The organism is Sporosarcina sp. SG10008, assembly GCF_044569405.1.
Classification (GTDB): Bacteria; Bacillota; Bacilli; order Bacillales_A; family Planococcaceae; genus Sporosarcina; species Sporosarcina psychrophila.
This window is the reverse complement of record NZ_CP172607.1, coordinates 3,374,246-3,389,626: the sequence shown is the minus strand read 5'-3', so window position 1 is coordinate 3,389,626 and position 15,381 is coordinate 3,374,246. Positions and strand designations below refer to the sequence as shown.

Here is a 15,381-nt window from a genome sequence, read left to right as displayed (position 1 = left end):
TTAACTAGCATGAGGAATCTAAAGGATGAACTCAGCAGTTATTAGATTTATTTTGCAAATTTGTATTTCAGCTATATTGTATTCCCTTCATCAAAAACACATACAAACCTACTAAAAAACGAAGGGTTCCATTGGAAGGAGACTACGAGTTGAAACGATTACAAATGACAATCTTGATAGTTTTTTCGGTTTTGATAGTGGGCTGCACAGGCATGGAGAAATCGGGCGATAATGATGAAACAACAACGGACCTTTCAGATACAATTGCAGCACAAGATGAGTTTACACGTACTTTCCTCGTTTCAACTGACGAAGTGGCAGAAGGGCATTATGCCTTTAAGCCATGGACAGAGGCATATACGATGTGGATTCCGACAGATGCAACATTGGATTCTACATTTTATGAAAAAAGGGAAAAACATTTTGAACGATTCTTATATGCATGGGAAGAAGAGGAAGAAAACATTTCCTACCTATTGTATGGCCTTTTTGAAGAACGACCTGATTCTGAAAAAGTAGGTTTGGATCACCTGTCTTTCTACGCAAAATATGAAGGAAACTACGAACGTTTCGAAGAAGGCGATAATATTTATTACTATGCAACTGATATTTTTGAAGTTGGAGAAAACAGTATACCTGTATATGCTCATATGGGTTTTATTAAACATAAAGAAAGTGATAAATCGATTGGAATAATATATGAACGGAATTGCAGTGATTGGACCACAAACTGTAATGCAGATACAAAAAGTATTGAAGATCATTTTTGGAAACTGGTCAAATCAGTAAAATTTGAGGATTAAAATAGATTATGAATTAATTATCCAAGTCTTGCTAGAGGGGAGGACAAGATTAATAAATCAAATGACGAATAATTAGATAAATAAATCCAACAGTGTACGCCGTAGTTCGTAGAATGTCTATTGAATATAGTGTTCCGGCGGGATTTATTCCCATGATGAAAAACACATACAAACCAACTTAGAAACGAAGGGTTTAATTGGAAGGAGACTACGAGTTGAAACGATTACAAATGACAATCTTGATAGTTGTTACGATTTTGATAGGGGGCTGCACAGGCGTGGAGAAGTCGGGCGATAATGGGGAAACAAAAACAGACCTTCCAGATACGATTGCCGTACAAGATGAATACACACGCTCTTTCCTCATTTCAACTGACGAAGTTGCGGATGGGCATTATGCCTTTAAGCCCTGGACAGAGGCATATACGATGTGGATTCCGACAGATGCAACATTGGATTCTGTCTTTTATGAGAAAAGAGAAAAGCACTGGGAACGATTTTTATATGCGTGGCTAGATAACGAAGAAAATTTATCCTATGGAGTTTACGGTCAATTTGAGGATCGACCTGACTCCGAGAAAGTAGGTTTACAACACCTGTCTGACTTTGCAAAGTTTGAGGGTGAATATAGTAAGAGCGAAGATGAAAACAATATCTATTATTATGGTGAAAGAATTTATGAGTCTGGTCAAGAAGGAGAAGAAAAAATCCCCGTCTATTCACATATAGGCTTCATTAAACATAAAAACAGTGATAAAGCATTGGGGATATTATTCAATCACCATTGCAGTGATTGGACCACAAATTGTAATGCAAATAAAAAAAGTATTGAAGACCATTTTTGGAAACTGGTCAAATCAGTGAAATTTGAGGATTAAAGTAGATCATAAATTAATTATCCAAGTCTTGTTAGAGGGGGGGACAAGATGAATAAATCGAATGACGAACAACTAGATAAACTCAATTCCGCTATGCCCCATGAATAAAAACCCTCAGTCAATTTCCAAATCAAATACATCCCTTCATTTCAAGCATCTTTATATCGAGATATTATTTTAATTTTCAAAAACTTAAAATGAATCTAAAGTAATAGATTCGGAATAGAAATCTTGATTATCTATTAAATAATAACTACTTAACTAGATTGATATCAACCAATTATTACTCCGAAAAATAGATTTTAAATAGTTAAGTGGGCTTAAAGGGCTGAGTCTAATTTGCTGAAAATTGGTGTTCTTTGACAGCGGCTTATCCAAGTGTTATTTATTAATATAATGGAAACCTATGGGAATTAATTAAAATGAATTTTTAGCAAATAAAAGAGTCAGTAAAAATCAATCGAGTAACATATTCGTCGGCTAGCGATAAAGACTTAGTAAAATTGGCTGGATAATCTAAGCGGCGTCCTCCGAAGTTATAAGATTTCTTATACGAAGCCGTATTCCGGCAAGATTGAATTCCATCATGAAAAACACATGCAACCAACTAAGAGATGAAGGGTTCAATTGGAAGGAGACTATGAGTTGAAACGATTACAAATTACAATCTTGATAGTTTTTTCGATATTGATAGGGGGCTGCACAGGTATGGAGAAATCGGGCGATAATGAGGAAACAACGACGGAACTTCCAGATACAATTGCAGCACAAGATGAGTTTACACGTACTTTCCTCGTTTCAACTGACGAAGTGGCAGAAGGGCATTATGCTTTTAAGCCATGGACAGAGGCATATACGATGTGGATACCTGTGGATGCTAAACTATCCGAAGGGTTTTATGAAAAGCGAGAAAAGCACTGGGAACGCTTTTCATATGCATGGCTAGATAACGAAGAAAATCTTTCCTATGGCTTATTTGCGCAGTTTGAAGATCGCCCAGACTCTGAGGAGATAGGTTTAGAACACTTGTCTGACTTCTCTAAATTTGAGGGGGAATATAGTAAAAGTGAAGATAAGAATAATATTTATTACTATGGTAAAAGAATTTCTGAGGTTGGAGAAGAAGGAGAAGAAAAAATTCCGGTCTATTCACATATAGGCTTCATTAAACATAAAAACAGTGATAAAGCATTAGGTGTTTTTTTAAATCACCATTGCAGTGACTGGACTACAAATTGTAATGCAGATACAAAAAGTATTGAAGAACATTTTTGGAAACTAGTCAAATCAGTAAAATTTGAGAATTAAAGCAGATCGTGTATTTACTATCCAAGTCTTACTAGAGGGGAGGACAAGATGAATAAACCAAATGACGAACAATTAGACGTACTCAACTCCGCTATTCTTAAAGCGCGAATTGCGCAATTAGAATATGGAACTATAGATGATGGGAAATTCACTTCAATTACGGTAGAGGAAATACGTCGCATTTATATTGAAGAAACAGGTGCAGAACCACCAAGTGCGATTACTTTATATAAATCCGATGATTTCAAAAGAGAGGGTAGAGATAGCGGTTTCGATGGGACGGTCATTCATTTCTACGATCCAGAGAAGGGCGTTAATCAAAGTTATACGATACCTCGTGGCTCTGAGCACGCAGAGAGTGGTGGAGAGGGAGACGGGCAACCACTCGACTGGATATACAATGGGTTAGGTATTTTCACTGGGAAAGTAAATGATCAATTGCAAGATGCGAAGGATTTCGAGAAATGGGCAAGCGAAGAAATAAATAAGGTAATTAAAACGAGAAATACGAGTGAAAACGATATGAGTATTCCAGAACTAAGAAAAATTGGCATAGGCCATTCGCTAGGCGGCAACCACATTCAAATGCTGAATTTAATGGGGGCAGATTTTGACGGAGTTTATGCATTAAATGATGCAGCGCCGACCGTCTATCAACTTGCTGCAAATGACACGGACTTTTTTAATGGAATTCAAAAAAGGTTCGGACAACACTTCCAAGATGTCGATGAACTATACGAACTCGACCCAAATCAACTCCGTACTTTCGCATTAAACTACTACAAATCAAAGGGCAAACACATCGAGCATATTACATCTGAAGAAGATGCGCTCTATCCCTTACATCTTACCAGAGGATTTATACGTTTTGGAAATGAACAAGTAGTCGATACGGACCCTAACATAACAGGACTTCACGATGTAATCAGTAGAATTCCGGATAAGCAGTTGCAATCATTGCAAAAGTACGTAGCGACAGCGGCACCTTACTATGAGGAGGCGGGGATGGATGGGTTATTCTACTTTGCAACGGGCATCGATAATAACTTCCTTCAAAATGTTAATGTCTTGCTGACTGGAGATCCCGAAAGTGAAGGGGCTTTAAGCCTGAAAAACATTGCGAAATTTACAATCTCCAATCCATTCAAGGCGGCAAAGAATCGGCATGCGGCTTTCAAGGGAATTGTTAACCAAATTCCTGTTATTCAAGAACGGCTGCTAACGTTGATCAAGCAGCTTCCGACGCTTATAGTGATTGCCGATGCAATGTCGGGGGAAGAGGGACAACGGATTTCAGATTATTTGAGAAGCATACAGGAGCGTGCGGAGAAGGTGTCGAATGTGTTGCTTGCAATTTCGACTTTTGATATCACGACAATAAAAGGGTTCAATGATAGCTTCAAGGGAATTAAGTATGCGATTCAACAATTGGATGGTATCGTATCTGACTTTCATCTTTTATGGGAATCAGGGAAGGACCTTCTAGCAGATGTATTAGGATCATTCGATGCGCATGCATTAGAGGCTCTTATCAACGGGCTTTCCCAACCGAATCGGCGCTATGTAGGGAATGACCTCATTTATTCCGCAGGAGGGGGAGCTTCCATTATCGAGGTGAATGTATCTTCTGCGACCCGGTTGTATTGGATGGGATTGGATAACTACGAAGAAAAGAGCCATGTCATCCAGCGTATACAACGTGCTTATATCGAGAAGTTTGAACAACCTTACGAGTCCAGACGAAAAGACTTACTAACTCAAATAGGCTATATGGAAACGAATCCTCATTCATACAGTTATTTGCTTGGCGGTGGTGATCGCGAGATGATCGGTATTTCTGTTCAAGAACACATTCCGCCCATGCCGTCACAAATTACAAATGTGATGGATGGAATTCAAAGTTTCTACGCAGCCGATATAGAAAAAGGGAAGCTGTTATTCAGTCAAATGAAGGATGCAATTATTCAACTTTTTACTGAAGATCAGCAACTTACGGTGATGTTTGAGCTTCGCTAATGGAGGGGGAGTTGAAATTGGGACAAATCAATATGGATTATTGTTTTTTACCAAACGAAGACATGCAGCCCAGTGGTGTATATGTGAATGGTCTGCTGGGCGAAATGGAAGAATTGGCGCTTCGATTGAATCGGTTGGTTGATGCGGAATTACAGCATGCAAAAGGCACTATTGTTGAAAAAATAATAGCTGAAGTCGATGAACGAGCGATTGAACAAGTTAATATCAGCAACTTTCAAAAGTATTTTGTGACAGGTGCAACACGGGAATATAACACGATTTACAATGACCTTGCGACTCAACCAATCACAATCACTTATCGGATTAGGGAAACAGTAGAGACTACATCGATGATTCTTGCACCATAATCGCTCATCGAAACGGAAAGGAGGTGATGCCGCAAAAAACGCGAGTCTAAATTCAGAAGTTTCTGTATTGCGATGAGAAATTGTCGTTATCCATACAGTTATTTTATACATGCACTAAAATTCAAGGAAAAGGGAGATGTTTGGAATGTCAGGAATTATTCGCGTAACACCAGCAGAACTGGATGCAATGGCATCACGCTACAATCACGAATCAGGGGAGGTTGCTTCACAAATCGGCCGTTTGGACGGAATGATTGGTGAATTGCAATCCATGTGGGAAGGGGCTTCTAGTGCAGCGTTTGCGGAGCAATATGAGCGCCTTAAGCCAAGTTTTAACGAAATGCGTGAATTATTAAGTGAAGTCGGAGTACAGTTAAGCCGTGCAGGACAAGCATTACAAGACGCGGATCAGCAAATCGCTGGTCAAATTCGCGGCTAATTGTTCAGATTCAGAAGTTGAAAATAGTGGAGCGTCATTCCCTAAAAGGAAGGCGCTTTTCCTTCATTGAGGTGGAAATTATGTATATCGAAATTACTGTAGATATTTCAAATTACGAGGGCGATATAATCGATCTTAGATTATCCGATTACTATACTATGAAAAAAATGATAGACATTGCTTGGCAGGCAAATTCTATTTCAATAAATCCGCGTGAAGGTCACTGGATACGGGTAGTTAATAAAGACAAGCTATTTCCAGGGCATTTGACACTGGCACATTGTGGGATTAGGACAGGTGACCGTATTGAAATCATTTGAAGGAGAAAAAAAGATGCCGACTCATGTACATACATATTTAAAAGATTTGATAGGTGTAGAGATAAATGAAGAAGAGAACAAAAGAACATTCATCTTTCAAAAAGAACGTTTCGGATTTAAAAGAAGTACTGAGATTGTCTTTTTAAAAGAAGTCAATCCTGAAATCAGAAAAGAAATTGTCATAACAGATGACGAGTTAATCATACAAGCAGACATTCCAAGTTCGTTGAAGCAGTTTGATGAAATTCAAACGGAAGATGCTAAGTCAAGATGGATGTTTGCGCATCAGCTTGTAGAAAAGGTTGATGCTCATCCGTATCCCCGTCTAAATCTGATCGTTTGTCCCGAAAATATAGTGTATAGCAAAGGCATGGCCCCTGTTTTCATCTATTACGGGGTGATGGAGAGTTTGCCGCCATTTAGAAATGATGCAGAGCGCGTCTGGCTGGAAACGAGGGCGGCAGTAGCTGCGGCAGTAGATGGCTCATTCACATATGAAGAATATTTAAAGTATAACGAGGTCCTGGAGCTTAATGAGACAAGTGCGAAAGTGATGTCCATTCAGAATAGCCGAGCGCTACTCGACTATATTGAGCAACAACTTGAAAATCTGGATATCAAAGAACAAAGCTTTGTGAAATTACCGCGTAAAAAGTGGAAAATGACTAAATGGTTATCTATCGGTCTTAGCGTGCTACTTATTCCAGCACTACTATTTGCATTTATTTATTTCATACACGAAAAGCCGAAAAATGAAGCGTACATTGATAGCCATGAATACTTTTTGCAGCGGAATTATAGTCAGGTCGTCACCGTACTAAGCCCGTACAGCATAAAGTCGATGCCTTATGTGATGCTGTATGAACTGGCTCATTCATTCGTAACAAATGAAAAATTGGATGAAGAACAAAAAAGAAATGTGCTCTCGAATATCACGTTGCAAACAGATTCCGACTACTTGAAGTATTGGATTTACCTTGGCCGGGGGGAAGCCGCGAATGCGGTTGATTTGGCTAGGTCAATGGAAGATGGTGAACTCATCACTTTTGGATTACTTAAAAGACGTGAAGAACTCCAAGCTGATCATACGCTTACAGGCGAAGAGAAACAATATCTGTTAGAAGAAGTAGATAGAGAAGTGGAAGAGTATGAAAAATTGATGGAGCAGAATGAGGAAGACGAGGCAGAAAAAGCCGAAGCCGAAGCAGAAATAGAGAAGCAAGAAAAGGCAGCTAAAGTAGTGGAGCAACAAAAGCTAGACAAAGTAGAGAACAAAAAACAGGCAGCCGAAGCAGAGAAACAAGATAAAGCAGACAAAGTAGAAAAGCAAGAGAAGGTAGATAAAGTTGAAACAGTAGATAAGGAATGAAATTCGTAAGCGAAAACTAGGAACTAAAAAAAGAAGGTGTACATGATGAAACAACTATGGGTGTTTTACGGGGAACATTATCAACGTATCGATGTGGATGAAAATTCTTTTACTTCACTAACTATCGGGCCAGCTATCGAAAATGATATCACAATCCTGTCGTATCCATTTACATCGGGCCATTTCACAGTAGCGAAGGAAGAGGATGGTTTTACGGTTCATGATGGAGTCGATCACGTCGGTCGAATATCGGACAAAGGGAGTTTGTCGATTGAACAAAAAGAACTAATTCTTCATTTATATGTCTTAACTGCTCCCGCTTCTACCAAAACGTACTATCTCGACTATGAAAATGAAGTTTCGTTTGAGAGTCGACTTGAATCTGCAACATTCAACCGAGAAGAAGTTACTTTTTCAAATGTAGAATCCGGTCAATTTTCATTGAATAAGACATTGGCTGGCTGGATTATTAAGAAAAATTACAGTTGCCCGCTCTATGTGAACGGCAAAAGAGTTGACATGAATGAGCCCCTTCAAATCGGAGATGTAGTTCAGTGGGCATTCATGGAAATGAAATTAATCGAACAAGACATTTTAGAAGTCGTTACTGCTGCCCAGTACGAAACCCGACTGTCAGAAATTGACGTACCACAGTCTGAACTCGTTACGATGTATCCCGATTACAGACGGACACCCAGAATGATCTACGACTTGCCTGAAGACAAAGTGTCACTATCCTTTCCAACGCAGGAAAGTGATGATTCAGGGCGCGGTCTTTTGCTTATTATTGCACCGCCGCTAGTTATGCTCATCGTCATGGGGCTTGTTGCCATTTTGATACCCCGTGGGATTTTCATCATCATTTCCATTTCCATGTTCCTAATGACCTTGGTCACTTCAACTGTGCAATTTTTTAAAGATCGGAAAAGACGTAAGGTAAATGAAGCGAAAAGACGCCGTGTCTACACAATCTACTTGCAAAATATGCGTCAAGAACTATATGAATTATCCAAAAAGCAAAAAGAAGTATTGGACTATCATTTTCCACCGTTTGAACAGATGAAGCAATTGACGAATCAGTTGTCGGGTAGAATTTGGGAAAAGACATTGGAAAGTCATGATTTTATGGAATTTAGACTTGGCACCGGCAATGTGCCCGCTAGTTATGACATTAAGTTGTCATCGGGGGATTTGGCGAATAGAGAAGTCGATGATTTGTTGGAACAAGCACAGCGTATGGAAACGGTCTATAAGGAAATTCCAGGTGCCCCAATCACTGCCCGTATATCGCAAGGAATTTTAGGACTTATCGGAAAAGCATCGATTATCAAGCGTGAATTACGCCAGATCGTTGGGCAGCTCGCATTTTCTCATAGTTACCATGATACACGTTTCATCTACATCTTTAACAACAAGGACTACGCAGACATTGAATGGATGAAATGGTTGCCACATTTCACACTTCCAAATATGCATGCAAAAGGATTGATTCATAACGAAGAGACGCGCGATCAGTTGCTGTCGTCACTCTATGAAATAATTCGCGAACGCGATATGGATGACATGAAAGGGAAAGTGAGATTCACACCACATCTCGTATTCATCGTTTCCAATTACCCGTTAATTGCGGAGCATGTCATTCTAGAGTACTTGGAAGGGAAAAGTAATGAGGATCTCGGCATTTCTGTCATATTTGCTGAATCGGCACAAGAGCGTATGACTGAAAATGTTCATACGCTTGTCCGTTACGTAAATGACTGGGAAGGCGATATCCTCATCAATGCTGGAAAAGCAGTTAATACGCCATTTCAACTGGATGCCTATGATGAGAAAACGAATGAACGCTTTGCTCGAATGCTGAAGTCGCTCAATCATCAGATTGGCATGAAGAATTCGATACCGAGTTCGGTCAGTTTCCTTGAAATGTTCGGGGTGAAGGACGTTAAAGATGTTCCGATTGGACGCAATTGGCTGACGAACGAATCTTCGAAGTCACTTGCCGTTCCAATCGGTTTCAAAGGAAAAGAGGAACTTGTCCATTTGAATCTACACGAAAAAGCGCATGGTCCTCATGGTTTGCTGGCAGGGACGACGGGTTCAGGGAAAAGTGAATTTCTTCAAACGTATATTCTATCGCTTGCCGTCAATTTCCATCCCCATGAAGTCGCTTTTCTATTGATTGACTATAAGGGTGGAGGAATGGCGCAACCGTTTAGAAATATTCCTCATCTATTAGGCACCATCACAAACATTGAAGGCAGTAAAAACTTCAGTATGCGTGCACTTACTTCTATTAATAGTGAACTGAAAAGGCGGCAGCGTTTATTCGACCAATACGTCGTCACACATATCGATGATTACACGACGCTCTATAAGGAAGGAAATGCAGCTGAACCCTTGCCGCATCTGTTCCTGATTTCAGATGAATTCGCAGAGTTGAAAAGTGAAGAACCTGAATTCATTCGCGAGCTAGTTAGTACCGCCAGAATTGGCCGAAGCCTGGGTGTCCATCTTATTTTGGCAACACAAAAACCGGGCGGTATCATCGATGAACAGATTTGGAGTAATGCCCGTTTCCGTGTCGCATTGAAAGTACAGGATGCATCGGATAGTAAAGAGATTTTGAAAAACGGCGATGCTGCCACAATTACTGTAACCGGTCGAGGCTATTTACAAGTGGGGAACAATGAAGTCTATGAATTGTTTCAATCTGCTTGGAGCGGCGCGCCGTATATGGAGGAAACATTGGAGGGCGAAGATGACATTGCGATTGTCACAGACCTTGGTCTGCATTCTCTTTCCGGCATCGAAACAAATATCAGTAAGAAACGAAGCGGTCTAACGGAAATGGAAGCCGTAACAGCAAAAATTGCACAAACACAAGCGGATATGTCCATCCGGAAGTTAGCGAGTCCGTGGTTACCGCCGCTGGCAATGCGAATCGAAACGATGGAAGATCGTTCTGCAATACAAGTTGGCTTTCCGCTCGGGATGATTGATGAGCCAGAAAAACAAAGTCAAACACCAATTGGTTATGATTGGACGAAGGATGGCAATCTGGGTGTTTTCGGATCATCAGGGTATGGAAAGTCGTATACACTGCTGACGACAGTTCTTGGAATAGCTGATCATCTACCGCCGAGCGAAGCGAACTTTTATATTTTGGACTTCGGCAATGGATCGCTACTACCACTCCGGCAACTACCGCATACAGCTGACTATTTCACGCTGGATGAAGAGTTGAAGCGGGAAAAACTCGTTAAGTTGATGAAAGATGAGATTACGAAAAGGAAATTGGCATTCCAACAAGCGGAAGTCAGCAATATTAATATGTACAACGAATTGTCTGCGCATCGTTTGCCGCTGATCTACATTGTTGTCGATAATTACGATATCATCCGTGAAGAGATGGAAGAGCTCGAAATGCAACTGATTCAATTCGGGCGTGACGGACAGTCGCTCGGTATCTATCTGTTTATCGCTGCGACACGCGTGCAGTCAGTTAGACAATCACTCATGAATAATTTGAAAACGAAAGTTGTTCATTATTTAATGGATGCGACAGAATCATTTACAGTCATTGGACGTGTCCCATTTGAGTTGGAGCCGTTCCCTGGCAGGGCCATTATCAAAAAAGAGGATCCACATTTCGCGCAAGTTTTCCTTCCGGCGCCGGGGACAAATGATTTCGAAGTCCTGGAAGCGATTAAAATGATTGCCCGAGAACTGAAGGAGAAATACCGTGGGCAGGAACTTCCTCAACCGATTCCGATGTTGCCGTTCGAATTGACGTCAACCATTTTCCCTTCTTATGTATCAGGGGAACAAGAAAATGGACTTGTTGCAATCGGATTGGATGAAGAAACAGTACGGCCGATAAAGATCGACTTCAGGAAAAATCGCCATTGTCTGCTAGTTGGACAAGTACAGCGAGGGAAAACAAATACATTGAAGTGGATCCTTCATACGCTGATGGAGCAAGACGTTGGCTTCATCGCCATCTTCGACTCATTTGACCGGGGCTTATCCATGTTTTCCGGAGACCCGAAAGTCGACTACTTGGAAACGAAAGAACGTCTCATGGAGTGGTTAACGCAAGCCGAACAATTCTACATTCAAGCCGAAAATGCATATCTGGAAATCGTCCAGTCAGGAAATAGGGCAGCTGAACTTGTACCCTCTTATTTCATCATCGATGGCTATACACGGTTTTTACAAGTAGCAGATATTGGCATACAAGATCGCTTATCGAAGCTGATGAAAAAGTATTCCCACTTAGGGTTCAATGTCATTATCTCTGGAAATAATGCAGAAATTACGAAAGGCTATGACGCATTTACGAATGAATTGAAGCTGGTTCGCCAAGCGCTTATCTTCATGAAAAAATCGGAGCAGACATTATATACCGTTGCGTACGAACGCAAAGAAATGGATCTTCCGTTAGGATTTGCACATTATATTTTGAATGGCAATGCTAGTAAAATACAAATTCCGTTAAGTGAGATTGAGAGGAAGATTCTGCAATGAAAAAGAATAAGAGTTTACTGAAAATTGGTGCGGGAATTGTACTGATACTAGCTGTTCCCATTTTGTTTTTTCAACTACTAGGTGTGAATCTGTTTAACGCGGATAGTTCCAATAAGCGAATTATAGCGATTGTCAATGAAGACCAAGGTATGTCCAAGGATGATGAAACCGTCGATATGGGAGAAGAGGTTGTTTCCATTCTAGCCGAAGATTCAAAGTATGAATGGAAAGTCATGAGCCGTGGTACTGCCGTTAACGGATTAAAATCGAATCAGCATGAAGCGATTGTGTATATTCCTTCAGACTTCTCGGAAAGCATCATGTCATATGATCAGCAGAATCCTGAGCAAGCGGAATTCTCCTATGAAGTACAACGCCAAAAAGCGGGTTCAGAAAAAGAAAAAGTACTCCATGAAATTGAAACGGCCACAAACCGTGTAAACGAAAAGGTTTCGACACTCTATTGGAGTTATGTTGCACAAGAAATGGATCATATTAAAAAAGAGTTCACAACTATTCTTGGCAAGGAAACGGAATTCCTTACTGCGATGTCCGACTATTATAAACCAGGGTCCGAGAAGCTAGCGGAAGAGATGAAGAGCCAGAAAAAACAAATGGAAGGACTTCGCTCCGTAATCAGTGATGCAAATAATGGTCATAATGCCCGAATTGAAAATGCAGACTCATTCGGACAGCAAATGAACGGTTTCATCACATATGTACAGCAGTATAAAGAATTTCAGCAACAGCAAAAAAATATACTTCAACAAGTCCAAGATGACAGTCTAGCTAAGATTCATGCAGCTGCCGCAACTCAATCGAGCCAGTTCAACGAATCGGTCCAGATGCTTGAAGAAAATAACGAAAAGTTAAACGGTGAAATTGTCAAAGTGAATGAGAAAATTGACGCAAATAAGGAGAAATTCAATGCACTGTCCGATTTGCGTAAAAACGAAGTCGATCGACAACTAGTGGACCTTCTTGTCGTCCAAGGAACTGCGATTGACCGCTATAATAACTCGATTTTAGGTAATTTAGAAAAAGGAATTGCGGCTGGAAAAGACGGATCGGCTGTAGGTGGCACAACTAATCCAACAGCTGATCAGCAACAAATGAACGCAATCAAAGAAGAAATGGACCGCAAAGCCGGTGCTAAGCTCGCAGCTGCATTGCCAGGGCTCGAAGAAGAGCAAAATAAAGTGACTGCGATTTTAGCAGCATTGACCGCGATGAAAGCTAGTGTTGCCGAAGCGACTCCCGATTCTACATTCATAAGTGAATTGGAACAGCTTGAAGGCGAGCTATCATCGATGAACGCAGTCATGTCAGAAAAGGAAGCACTTTGGAGCGGTACAAAGAAAGAAGGAACGGATGATTATGTAAAAGCATCCACCGACTACAAGGATCTGGTTGGTGATTATGATGTATTAAACAAAGAATATGAATCGATTCAACAAATTTTGAATTCAGCCCCTGCAGATACAGCGCAGATGATTTATCAAATAAAGCAAAAAGAAGCATCCCTTCTTAAGCACGATGGATTGTCGGGGAATCAACGGAATAGACTGGCAGACTTGTTTGCGAAAGGTGCTGCTAGCACGGAAACTAAAACATTGTTGAGCTATTATGCAACGCTCGAACAATTTGGCTTTACCCTCGATGAACAGGGGCAAAGTACGCATAAAGATGGCGTTCTAAAAGATGAAATCTTAACCGCATTATTGAAAAACGTTGTCGAGATGAATGAAATTGAACTCGAAGGCTGGACTTCTGTAGGGGACGGTATCCCTGAAACTGAGCTCGGTATGAGTGAGTTGAGTACAACGTTTGCTGCAATCATGTCCGGTTACAAAGAAACAGTGCAAGAGCAGCATGCTGCGCTATTGAATGATTTGAGTTTGATTGATGAGCAAGCAAACGTTTTACTTAGCCAGATTCAAAATACTGCAGGCGAACCTGTTGCGGCAACAAGTGAAGGCGAAGTTGCTGCTAGTCAAAGAAATGTGAGTGGTCAACTTGTTTCGCTCAGCGGCATGATGGATTCATTGTCAGAGAGGCAAAAAGGTCTTGTCAATTACGCGAGTGATCTAACTGCAAAAGCGGATAATATGAAAGAAACGTCTACCGCATTCAGCGATAAGTGGGAAACGAATGTGGATGCAATGTCAGCATTTGATACGGATATTCAAGACTTTCTTGGTAACACCTATGTTGACGGCCAAGAGAATGGCTATGTGTTCAATCATTTTGTCAATCCACTCCAGGTAAAAGGAGAGGCCGCATTTGCGGATGAAGTGAGGAAAGTACCGCCTGTTATTCTACTACTCATTTTGCTTATTAGTAGCCTGTTAATTGGTTTCTTTAGTTATCAAATTAAAGAAGGTCCAATTGGCTTCCGCTTAGGATTGACTTGCATGCTGTCTTTACTCGTAGGTCTTATTATCAGTCTCTACAGCATAAACATGTATGTGCTGAATGACCAACGTGCAGTTGAATGGACAGTATTCACCATCCTTCTCCTATTGGCTAGTGCCGCGGTTATTCGTGCAGCACTTGAATTCGGGCAAACAGCAGGATGGATTGCGAGTGTCGTACTGATGTGTCTATACATTACGCCGCTGCTGATCCTTGCAGTACCTGAAATAAACATTCCAGATATTTTATCGACTGTTTATATGTCCATAAAATATGAACCTGAAACGAACTTCATATGGGGAGCAGTACTTACAGGTATCATTGCGATTGCGATGATCATGATTTCTTATTTGATCAATAAATACAAAACAAATGACACGTCAACGGCAGAACAAGCTCATGATAACTAAATCGACTTGGCTGCTACTTGTAATCCTGTTAATCGCTTGGACGGCGGGTCATAGTACCGTTCAAGCAGCTCCGGATGATGAACCCAATCTCGATTTGGAACCAGTTGTTTATGAAAAACTAAAGTTCAAGAAAAACACCGATTATTTGCATGACAGTAAAAAGGTTGAAATGAAAAACACAATTCCTGTTAAACAGTTTGATATTTACTTTGATGGTAGAAGGCAATTACCGAAGAGAAGCAATGGCTCCTATCTTTTCCAGACTAAGGAACGTGGAGAGAAAAGTACTGTCGCAGCAAAAACGGCCGAACTCGGTCTCTTTACAAGTGCCGAAAAGAGTGGAAAGAAAACCAACGCTGTCAAGATCGTAGAAGAGAATACCGCTACTAATAAGCCGAGGACACTGATTTTATTGGCCATTATTGTGGCTGGGCTCGTTACCTTGTTTACGTTTTTCTTGCCAAAGCTAGTCAACACTTCTGAAGGGGATCAACGAAATTTACGGAGTGATAAAACAACAGGATAGGA

Annotated in this window: 11 protein-coding genes; all 11 read left to right on the top strand. The window is 40.7% G+C overall.

What is annotated here, in order from left to right:
* The first annotated feature begins 149 nt into the window (after positions 1-149).
* The 11 genes from ACGLYD_RS15975 (at position 150) to essA (ending at position 15,379) form a co-directional block, all read left to right on the top strand.
* Positions 150-803 carry a hypothetical protein gene (locus tag ACGLYD_RS15975; protein ID WP_340767061.1) on the top strand — a complete coding sequence of 218 codons (654 nt, stop codon included), beginning with the start codon at positions 150-152 and terminating at the stop codon, positions 801-803.
* A 215-nt stretch (positions 804-1,018) separates the two neighbouring features.
* Positions 1,019-1,681 (top strand): hypothetical protein, encoded by a 663-nt coding sequence (locus tag ACGLYD_RS15970; RefSeq protein WP_399629177.1) that lies wholly within the window; start codon positions 1,019-1,021, stop codon positions 1,679-1,681.
* Between the two features lie 645 nt (positions 1,682-2,326).
* Positions 2,327-2,989 carry a hypothetical protein gene (locus ACGLYD_RS15965; RefSeq protein WP_399629176.1) on the top strand — a complete coding sequence of 221 codons (663 nt, stop codon included), beginning with the start codon at positions 2,327-2,329 and terminating at the stop codon, positions 2,987-2,989.
* Positions 2,990-3,037: 48 nt separating this feature from the next.
* On the top strand, positions 3,038-5,005 hold the full coding sequence (locus ACGLYD_RS15960; protein ID WP_399629174.1) for a DUF6792 domain-containing protein: 1,968 nt from the start codon (positions 3,038-3,040) through the stop codon (positions 5,003-5,005).
* Positions 5,006-5,022: 17 nt separating this feature from the next.
* Positions 5,023-5,373 carry a hypothetical protein gene (locus ACGLYD_RS15955; protein ID WP_340767065.1) on the top strand — a complete coding sequence of 117 codons (351 nt, stop codon included), beginning with the start codon at positions 5,023-5,025 and terminating at the stop codon, positions 5,371-5,373.
* A 145-nt stretch (positions 5,374-5,518) separates the two neighbouring features.
* Positions 5,519-5,812, top strand: coding sequence for a WXG100 family type VII secretion target (locus tag ACGLYD_RS15950; protein WP_067212644.1), 294 nt, complete (start codon positions 5,519-5,521; stop codon positions 5,810-5,812).
* Between the two features lie 80 nt (positions 5,813-5,892).
* The gene (locus ACGLYD_RS15945) at positions 5,893-6,132 is read left to right on the top strand and encodes an EsaB/YukD family protein (RefSeq protein WP_399629170.1); all 240 of its coding nucleotides are present in this window, start codon (positions 5,893-5,895) and stop codon (positions 6,130-6,132) included.
* Between the two features lie 13 nt (positions 6,133-6,145).
* Positions 6,146-7,501, top strand: coding sequence for a type VII secretion protein EssB (gene essB / locus ACGLYD_RS15940; RefSeq protein ID WP_399629167.1), 1,356 nt, complete (start codon positions 6,146-6,148; stop codon positions 7,499-7,501).
* A 45-nt stretch (positions 7,502-7,546) separates the two neighbouring features.
* The gene (essC, locus tag ACGLYD_RS15935) at positions 7,547-12,028 is read left to right on the top strand and encodes a type VII secretion protein EssC (RefSeq protein ID WP_399633270.1); all 4,482 of its coding nucleotides are present in this window, start codon (positions 7,547-7,549) and stop codon (positions 12,026-12,028) included.
* The gene (esaA, locus tag ACGLYD_RS15930) at positions 12,025-14,853 is read left to right on the top strand and encodes a type VII secretion protein EsaA (protein ID WP_399629164.1); all 2,829 of its coding nucleotides are present in this window, start codon (positions 12,025-12,027) and stop codon (positions 14,851-14,853) included. The genes essC and esaA overlap by 4 nt, the downstream gene beginning before the upstream one ends.
* Entirely contained in the window at positions 14,843-15,379 is a 537-nt protein-coding gene (gene essA / locus ACGLYD_RS15925; RefSeq protein WP_399629162.1) for a type VII secretion protein EssA, read from the top strand. Before esaA ends, essA begins: the two co-directional genes overlap by 11 nt.
* Positions 15,380-15,381: the final 2 nt, after the last annotated feature.

What these genes read in the sequence shown, in the direction of transcription:
- ACGLYD_RS15960 (WP_399629174.1), top strand. Translation starts at nt 3,038, where the DNA reads ATGAATAAACCAAATGACGAACAATTAGACGTACTCAACTCCGCTATT.
- ACGLYD_RS15950 (WP_067212644.1), top strand. Translation starts at nt 5,519, where the DNA reads ATGTCAGGAATTATTCGCGTAACACCAGCAGAACTGGATGCAATGGCA.
- ACGLYD_RS15945 (WP_399629170.1), top strand. Translation starts at nt 5,893, where the DNA reads ATGTATATCGAAATTACTGTAGATATTTCAAATTACGAGGGCGATATA.
- essB (WP_399629167.1), top strand. Translation starts at nt 6,146, where the DNA reads ATGCCGACTCATGTACATACATATTTAAAAGATTTGATAGGTGTAGAG.
- essC (WP_399633270.1), top strand. Translation starts at nt 7,547, where the DNA reads ATGAAACAACTATGGGTGTTTTACGGGGAACATTATCAACGTATCGAT.
- esaA (WP_399629164.1), top strand. Translation starts at nt 12,025, where the DNA reads ATGAAAAAGAATAAGAGTTTACTGAAAATTGGTGCGGGAATTGTACTG.
- essA (WP_399629162.1), top strand. Translation starts at nt 14,843, where the DNA reads ATGATAACTAAATCGACTTGGCTGCTACTTGTAATCCTGTTAATCGCT.